Below are 7,428 nucleotides of genomic sequence, written 5' to 3' on the forward strand. Positions count from 1 at the left end.
CGTGCACGAACTCGCGGAAGTCGAGCGTGCGGTAGACGAGGAAGGTGACGAGGAGCGCGTAGACGACGGCGATGCAGGAACTCTCAGTCGCGGTGAAGATGCCCGAGCGCACCCCGCCGAAGATGATGCCGATGAGGAGCAGCCCCGGGATCGAGACGAGCAGCAGCTCGAAGGCGCGGCGGAAGCCGGGGAAGGGCTCGGTCGGATAGCCGCGGCGCACGGCGACGAACCAGGCGGTGACCGAGAGCGCGAGCGCGAGCAGCAGGCCGGGGATGATGCCGGCGGTGAAGAGGTCGGCGATGGAGATCTTTCCGCCGCCCGAGATCGAGTAGATGATCATGTTGTGCGACGGCGGCAGCAGGAGCGCGATGAGCGCCGCCATCGAGGTGACGTTGACGGCATAGTCGGCGCCGTAGCCCCTGGCCTTCATCTGCGGGATCATGATGCCGCCGACCGCCGCCGCCTCGGCGACGGCCGAGCCGGAGATGCCGCCGAAGAGCGTCGAGGCGGCGATGTTGACCTGGCCGAGCCCGCCGCGGACGTGGCCGATCAGCGAGCCGGCGAAGGCGACGATGCGCGCGGCGATGCCGCCGCGGACCATCAGGTCGCCGGCGAAGATGAAGAAGGGGATCGCCATCAGCGTGAAGACCGAGACGCCGGAGGCGAGTCGCTGGAAGACGACGAGCGGCGGCAGCCCGAGGTAGAGGACGGTCGCGAAGCTGGCGATGCCGAGGCAGAAGGCGATCGGCGTGCCGACGAGCATCAGGAGGGTGAAGACGCCGAAGAGGATGGTGAGGTCCATGGGCCGCTCCTAGTCGCTCGTCATGGCGATTTCCTCGACGTTCGGGTCGTGGTCGACCAGGACGCCGGCAGCCCTGAGCGCCAGCCGCTCGAGGGCGAAGAGGGTCATCAGCGCGCCGCCGGCCACGACCGGCATGTAGGTGAAGCCGCCGGGCAGGTGCAGCACCGGGATGATCGCGGTCCAGGTGTCGATGGTGAGCTGCAGCCCGTAGACCACCATGCCGACGCCGAAGACGACGACGGCGAGATCCGAGATGGCGCGCATCCAGGGGCCGGTGCTCTCGGGCAGGAAGTGGACGAGCACGTCGAAGCCCATGTGGAAGTTCTCCCGCACCCCGATGGCCGAGCCGAGGAAGATGAACCAGCTCATCACCAGGATCGAGGCCGGCTCGGTCCAGCTCGGGCTGGCGTGCAGCACGTAGCGGGCGAAGACCTGCCAGCTGACGAGGACGGTCATGGCGACCATGCCGATGGACGCGATCCACAGCGAGATCTGCGCGAGCGCGCCGAGGATGCGCGCGATGCCCTGCAGGCGTTGCTGCATCGGTCGTTTCCCCCTTGCGGAGCGGGGGCGGGCATGCCGCCCCCGCGGGCGGCTACTGGACGGCCTGGATGTCCTCGACGAGCTTCCTGAGCTCGGGCGTCGAGGCGTACTTCTCGTAGACCGGGCCCATGGCCGCGACGAAGGGCGCCTTGTCGATGTCGCGGACCACCTCGACGCCGGCGGCGAGCACCTTCTCCTCGGACTCCTTCTCGCGCGCCGCCCAGGCCTCGCGGTTGAAGGGGACGGACTCCTTGGCCGCCTGCCGGACGATCTCCTGCTCCTCGGCGGTGAGCTTGTCCCAGGAGGATTTCGCCATCACCAGCACCTCGGGGACCATCGTGTGCTCGTCGAGGGTATAGTATTTCGCCACCTCGAAGTGGCCGGAGGATTCGTAGGAGGGCCAGTTGTTCTCCGCCCCGTCGATCACGCCGGTCTCGATCGAGGAATAGACCTCGCCGTAGGGCATCGGCACGGCGTCGGCGCCGAGCGCCTTCACCATGTCGACGAAGACGTCGGACTGGATGACGCGGAACTTCAGGCCCTTGAGGTCCTCGATCGAGGTGATCGGCTTCGTCCGGTTGTAGAAGGAGCGGGCGCCCGGGTCGTAGTAGGCGAGCGCGACCAGGTCGTGCGCCGAGAAGGCGTCGAGGACCTGCTGGCCGATCTCGCCGTCGAGCACCTTGTGCATGTGGTCGGTCGAGCGGAAGAGGTAGGGCAGCGACATGATCGCCGTCTCGGGGATCAGCCCGTTGAAGGGGGCCATCGAGATGCGGTTGAGGTCGATCACGCCGAAGCGGGTCTGCTCGATCGTGTCCTTCTCCTCGCCGAGCTGGGCGGAGTGGAAGACCTCGACGCAGATGCGCCCGCCGGTCTTCTCCTCGAGGAGCCGGCCCATCTCCTTGACCGCCTCGACGGTCGGATAGCCGTCCGGGTGGGTGTCGGACGAGCGCAGCGTCACCTCGCAGGCCGAGGCGGCGCCGGCGAGCATCGTGCCGGCGAAGAGCGCGGCGAATACTCCTGTCAGCTTCATCTTCTCTTCTCTCCCTTTCGTTTTCAGAGCCGGTAGGCCTTCCTGGCGAGCCGGTAGGCGAGGTCGCGGGCGACCTCCGGTGCCTCGTCCTCGCCGAGCCGCCCCGTGGCGACCAGCGTGGCGAGCCAGGCGCAGTCGACCCGGCGCGCCATGTCGTGGCGGGCCGGGATCGAGCAGAAGGCGCGGGTGTCGTCGTTGAAGCCGACGGTGTTGTAGAAGCCCGCGGTCTCGGTGGTGAGCTCGCGGAAGCGGCGCATCCCCTCGGGGCTGTCGAAGAACCACCAGGGCGGGCCGAGGCGCAGCGCCGGATAGACGCCGGCGAGGGGCGCGAGCTCGCGCGAGAGCGTCGTCTCGTCGAGCATGAAGAGGATGACGGTGAGCTCGGGGCGCATGCCGACGGCGTCGAGGAGCGGCTTCAGCGCGCGCACGAAGTCGGTGCGGGTCGGGATGTCGAAGCCCTTGTCGCGGCCGTGCATGGCGAGGACCGAGTCCGAGTGGTTGCGCCAGGCGCCGGCGTGGATCTGCATGACGAGGCCGTCCTCGAGGCTCATGCGCGCCATCTCGGTCAGCATCTGGCCGCGGAAGGCGTCGGCCTCCCCGGGCGTGGCCTTGCCGGCGACGACGCGGCCGAAGAGGGCGGCGGCCTCGGCCTGGGGCAGGTCCTCGGTGCGGGCGGTGGGGTGGCCGTGGTCGGAGCTGGTCGCGCCGAGCTCGCGGAAGAAGGCGCGGCGCTGGCGGTGGGCCTCGAGATAGCCCGGCCAGTCCAGCGTGTCGCAGCCGGTGATCTCGCCGAGGCGGGCGATGTTGTCGCGGAAGCCGGGGAACTCGGGGTCGACGACCGAGTCGGGGCGGTAGGCGGGGAGCACGCGTCCCTTCCAGCCCGAGGCGCGGATCGCCCGGTGCCAGCGCAGGTCGTCGAGGGCGGCGTCGGTGGTGGAGATGGCCTCGATGCCGAAGCGCTCGTAGAGGGCGCGCGGCCGGTACTCGGGCTGCGCGAGGCGGTCGGCGATGAGGTCGTAGGAGTGGTCGGCCGTCTCGGCGGAGAGGCGGCGGTCGAGGCCGAAGACGGTCTCGAAGGTATGGTCGAGCCAGAGGCGGGAGGGGGTGCCGCGCAGCAGGTGGTAGTTCTCGGCGAAGCGGCGCCAGATGCGGCGGCCGTCGGTCTCGGTCGGCCCGCCGTCGGTGCGGGGGATGCCGAGGTCGGTCAGGGGGACGCCCTGCGAGCAGAGCATGCGGAAGACGTAGTGGTCGGGGACGACGAAGAGCTGCGCCGGGTCGGGGAAGGGCGCGTCCTCGGCGTACCAGCGCGGGTCGGTGTGGCCGTGCGGCGAGATGATCGGCAGGCCGCGCACCTCCGCGTGGAGCGCGCGCGCGAGGCCCCGGGCGGCGGGATCGGTCGGGAACAGGCGATCCGGGTCGAGGAGGGCCATGGGCCTCTTTCACTTTCCGATCCCCGATCTGATATGCTAGTATGCAATCGGAGTCAACGGAGAGGCGCGTGAACGAGGGCATGACCCGGATCCGCTTGGCCGGCTTCGAGCCGGCGCGCGCGCCTTCGGCGGCCGACCGGGTCTTCGAGGCGCTCTACCATCAGGTGGTCACGCTGGCCCTGCCGCCGGGGGCGCGGCTCTCCGAGGCCGAGGTGGCGCGCGCCGCCGGCGTCTCGCGCCAGCCGGTGCGCGACGCCTTCTTCCGCCTGTCGCAGCTCGGCTTCCTGACCATCCGCCCGCAGCGGTCGACGGAGGTGAGCGTCGTCTCCGAGCAGGCGGTGCAGCAGGCGCGCTTCGTGCGCACCGCGCTCGAGGTCGAGACGGTCAGGCTGGCGGCGGAGCGGTTCGGGCCGGCGGAGATCGGCGAGCTCGAGGCGGTGCTCGACGAGCAGGCGGCGGCGATCGCGGCGGACGACCGCGAAGGGTTCCACGGGCTCGACGACGAGTTCCACCGCCGGATCTGCGCGCTCGTCGGCCACGACTACGCCTGGGCGCTGATCCGCGAGCAGAAGGCGCATATGGACAGGGTGCGCTTCATGAGTCTCGGCTTCGGGGCGCAGGCGGCGCTCGACGACCATCGGGTGATCCTCGACGCGGTGCGCGCGGGGGATGTTCCGGCAGCGGTCGCCGCGATGCGCACCCACCTGTCGCGGATCGAGGAGCATCTTCCGCGGATCAGGGCCGAGCACGGCGAGCTCTTCGCGCCGGCGAGCAGGGGAGACGGCTGATGGAGCTACCGGTCAACCGGTTCAAGCGGGCGCTGGCGGAGGGGCGGCCGCAGATCGGCGTCTGGTGCACGCTGCCGGGCGGGTCGGTGGCCGAGCTCCTCGCCGGGGCGGGCTTCGACTGGCTGCTCTTCGACACCGAGCATTCGCCGTCCGACCCGATCGCCGTGCTGGAGCAGCTGCAGGCCGCGGCGCCCTACGGCACGGCGAGCGTGGTGCGGGCGGCCTGGAACGACACCGTCCTCGTCAAGCGCATCCTCGACGTGGGCGCGCAGTCGCTGCTCCTGCCCTACGTGCAGAACGCCGCCGAGGCCGAGGCGGCGGTGCGGGCGGTCCGCTACCCGCCGCGGGGCGTGCGCGGGGTGAGCACGGTCAGCCGGGCCACGCGCTACGGGCGGGTTGCCGGCTATCTGGCGAAGGCCGAGGCCGAGCTCTGCCTGCTGGTGCAGGCCGAGACGGCCGAGGCGCTGGGCGCGATCGAGGCGATCGCGGCGGTGGACGGCATCGACGGCATCTTCATCGGTCCCTCGGATCTGGCGGCGAGCATGGGGCATCCGGGGCAGCCCGGTCACCCCGCGGTGATGGCGGCGGTGGAGGAGGCGATCGTCCGCATCGTGCGGGCGGGTCGGCCGGCCGGCATCCTGACGCTCGACCGGGCGTTCGCCTGGCGGTGCCTCGAGCTCGGCGCCAGCTTCGTCGCGGTCGATGTCGACGCGGCGCTGCTCGCCCGCGGGATGGACGAGCTGGCGCGGGAGTTCGGGGCGCGCGGCGGCGGCGGCGGCGGGGCGGGATGAGCCGGCTTGCAGGGCGCGCGCGGCGGCGGCTAGGCTCGCGGCGAGGAACCGAACGGCGGTGGCGATGACTGCACCTTTCCCCGTGGCGCTGGTCGGCGTCGGCAAGATCGCGCGCGACCAGCACATTCCCGCCATCGCCGCCGACCCGGACTTCGAGCTGGTCTCCGCCGTCTCGCGGCACGCGACGGTCGAGGGGGTGGCGAACTATCCCGACCTCGGCCGCTTTCTCGCCGAGGGGCCGCCCGCGGCGGTCGTCCTCTGCGTGCCGCCGGCGGCGCGCACGCCGCTCGCGCTCGAGGCGCTGGCGGCGGGGCGCGACGTCATGCTGGAGAAGCCGCCGGCGGCGACGTTCGGCGAGGTGGAGCGGATGGTGGCGGCCGCGCGGGCGCGGGGGTGCGTCCTCTTCGCGACCTGGCACTCGCGCTTCGCGCCGGCGGTGGCCGGGGCGAGGGCCTGGCTGGCCGAGCGCGTCCCGCGCGAGGTGCGGATCGTCTGGAAGGAGGACGTGCGGCGCTGGCATCCGGGGCAGGCCTGGATCTGGCAGGCCGGGGGCTTCGGCGTCTTCGATCCGGGGATCAACGCGCTCTCGGTGCTGACCGAAATCCTGCCCGGGCCCTTCGCGGTCGACGCGGCGCGCCTCACGGTGCCGGAGAACTGCGCGACGCCGATCGCGGCCGAGCTCGCGATGACCGGCGCGGAGGGCTATCCGGTGCGGGTCGAGCTCGACTGGCGCCAGGAGGGGCCGCAGACCTGGGACATCGCGGTCGAGACCGACCGGGGGCGGCTCGATCTCTCGCTCGGCGGCGCGGCGATGGCGGTGGACGGGCGCGAGGTCGCCCGCGCGCCCGAACGGGAGTATCCGCTCATCTATCGCCGCTTCGCCGAGCTGCTGCGCAACCGCCGCAGCGAGGTGGACGCGAGCCCGCTGCGCATCGTCGCCGACGCCTTCCTTGTGGGGGAGCGCGAGGCGACCGGGCCCTTCGTCGAGGAGCGAGCATGACCCCGCGACCCTATTCCGGCATCTGGCCGGTGGCGCCGACGCCCTTCACCGAGGAGGGGGCGCTCGATCCCGAGGGGATGCGGCGGGTCATCGACTGCATGATCGACCAGGGGGTCGACGGCATCTGCATCCTCGCCAACTTCTCCGAGCAGTTCCTGCTCTCGGACGAGGAGCGCCGGGTGCTGACGCGGCTCTGCCTCGAGCATGCCGCCGGGCGGGTGCCGGTCATCGTGACCATCTCGCACTTCGCCACCGCCGTCGCCGCGGCGCGGGCGCGCGAGGCGGCGGAGCTCGGGGCGGCGATGGTGATGATGATGGCGCCCTACCACGGGGCGCTGCTGCGCGCCGACGAGGAGGGGACGTTCGAGCATTTCGCCCGGGTGGGCGAGGCGGGGGGCCTGCCGATCATGGTGCAGGACGCGCCGATCTCGGGGGTGGCGCTGCCGGTGCCCTTCCTGGCGCGGATGGCGCGGGAGATCGAGCAAGTGCGGCTCTTCAAGATCGAGACGCCGCAGGCGGCGGCGAAGATCCGCGCGCTGATCGAGGCGGGGGGCGCGGCGATCGAGGGGCCGTTCGACGGCGAGGAGGCGATCACGCTGCTGGCCGACCTCGACGCCGGGGCGACCGGGAGCATGACCTCGGCGACGCTGCCCGACCTGATCGGGCCGGCGATCGCCGCCTATCTCGCCGGCCGGCGGGACGAGGCGAAGGCGATCTACGCGCGGCTGCTGCCGCTCATCAACTTCGAGAACCGCCAGTGCGGCTGGCGGTCGTGCAAGGTGGTGATGAAGGAGGGGGGCGTGATCCGCTCGGACGCGGTCCGCCACCCGACCCGGCCGCTGCATCCCGAGACGCGCGCGCAGCTGCTCGAGCTCGCCCGCGAGGTCGAGCCGCTGGCGCTGCGCTGGGGGCTGTAGGTGTGCGTCCGCACGGTGCGGGATTCCGGCAAATATTTGAAGTAGAAAGATAAACCTGCCGGCGCTAACCACTCTTCCACACTACACGACTCCCCGGCTTTTCAGGGTTTTCGGGGTGAGGTTGCGC

At 71.6% G+C, this 7,428-nt stretch carries 8 protein-coding genes; 4 read left to right on the top strand and 4 right to left on the bottom strand.

Going from position 1 to position 7,428, the window contains the following annotated elements; genetic code table 11:
* The 4 genes from Q0112_RS13720 to uxaC all read right to left on the bottom strand — a co-directional run.
* Positions 1–802, bottom strand: an 802-nt coding sequence (locus Q0112_RS13720) for a TRAP transporter large permease (RefSeq protein ID WP_297976194.1), incomplete at its 3' end; no start/stop codon positions are given.
* 9 nt (positions 803–811) lie between these two features.
* Positions 812–1,345, bottom strand: a complete 534-nt coding sequence (locus Q0112_RS13725) for a TRAP transporter small permease (protein ID WP_297976196.1) — start codon at positions 1,343–1,345, stop codon at positions 812–814.
* A 52-nt stretch (positions 1,346–1,397) separates the two neighbouring features.
* A complete protein-coding gene (locus Q0112_RS13730; protein WP_297976198.1) occupies positions 1,398–2,375 on the bottom strand; it encodes a TRAP transporter substrate-binding protein in 978 nt (325 codons plus the stop codon).
* A 23-nt stretch (positions 2,376–2,398) separates the two neighbouring features.
* Positions 2,399–3,805, bottom strand: coding sequence for a glucuronate isomerase (uxaC, locus tag Q0112_RS13735; RefSeq protein ID WP_297976200.1), 1,407 nt, complete (start codon positions 3,803–3,805; stop codon positions 2,399–2,401).
* A 68-nt stretch (positions 3,806–3,873) separates the two neighbouring features.
* Here uxaC and Q0112_RS13740 point away from each other — a divergent pair, with 68 nt between their 5' ends.
* The 4 genes from Q0112_RS13740 to Q0112_RS13755 all read left to right on the top strand — a co-directional run bounded on the left by Q0112_RS13740 (position 3,874) and on the right by Q0112_RS13755 (position 7,301).
* Positions 3,874–4,593 carry a GntR family transcriptional regulator gene (locus Q0112_RS13740; protein WP_297976202.1) on the top strand — a complete coding sequence of 240 codons (720 nt, stop codon included), beginning with the start codon at positions 3,874–3,876 and terminating at the stop codon, positions 4,591–4,593.
* On the top strand, positions 4,593–5,384 hold the full coding sequence (locus Q0112_RS13745) for an aldolase/citrate lyase family protein (RefSeq protein WP_297976204.1): 792 nt from the start codon (positions 4,593–4,595) through the stop codon (positions 5,382–5,384). The genes Q0112_RS13740 and Q0112_RS13745 overlap by 1 nt, the downstream gene beginning before the upstream one ends.
* Before the next feature lie 64 nt (positions 5,385–5,448).
* Positions 5,449–6,384 (top strand): Gfo/Idh/MocA family oxidoreductase, encoded by a 936-nt coding sequence (locus Q0112_RS13750; RefSeq protein ID WP_297976205.1) that lies wholly within the window; start codon positions 5,449–5,451, stop codon positions 6,382–6,384.
* Entirely contained in the window at positions 6,381–7,301 is a 921-nt protein-coding gene (locus Q0112_RS13755) for a dihydrodipicolinate synthase family protein (RefSeq protein ID WP_297976207.1), read from the top strand. The genes Q0112_RS13750 and Q0112_RS13755 overlap by 4 nt, the downstream gene beginning before the upstream one ends.
* Positions 7,302–7,428: the final 127 nt, after the last annotated feature.

This window comes from uncultured Amaricoccus sp., assembly GCF_937858865.1.
Taxonomy (GTDB): domain Bacteria; phylum Pseudomonadota; class Alphaproteobacteria; order Rhodobacterales; family Rhodobacteraceae; genus Amaricoccus.

Coding starts and splice junctions, on each gene's coding strand:
- Q0112_RS13750 (WP_297976205.1), top strand. CDS start 5,449: ATGACTGCACCTTTCCCCGTGGCGCTGGTCGGCGTCGGCAAGATCGCG.
- Q0112_RS13725 (WP_297976196.1), bottom strand. CDS start 1,345: ATGCAGCAACGCCTGCAGGGCATCGCGCGCATCCTCGGCGCGCTCGCG.
- Q0112_RS13745 (WP_297976204.1), top strand. CDS start 4,593: ATGGAGCTACCGGTCAACCGGTTCAAGCGGGCGCTGGCGGAGGGGCGG.
- Q0112_RS13730 (WP_297976198.1), bottom strand. CDS start 2,375: ATGAAGCTGACAGGAGTATTCGCCGCGCTCTTCGCCGGCACGATGCTC.
- uxaC (WP_297976200.1), bottom strand. CDS start 3,805: ATGGCCCTCCTCGACCCGGATCGCCTGTTCCCGACCGATCCCGCCGCC.
- Q0112_RS13755 (WP_297976207.1), top strand. CDS start 6,381: ATGACCCCGCGACCCTATTCCGGCATCTGGCCGGTGGCGCCGACGCCC.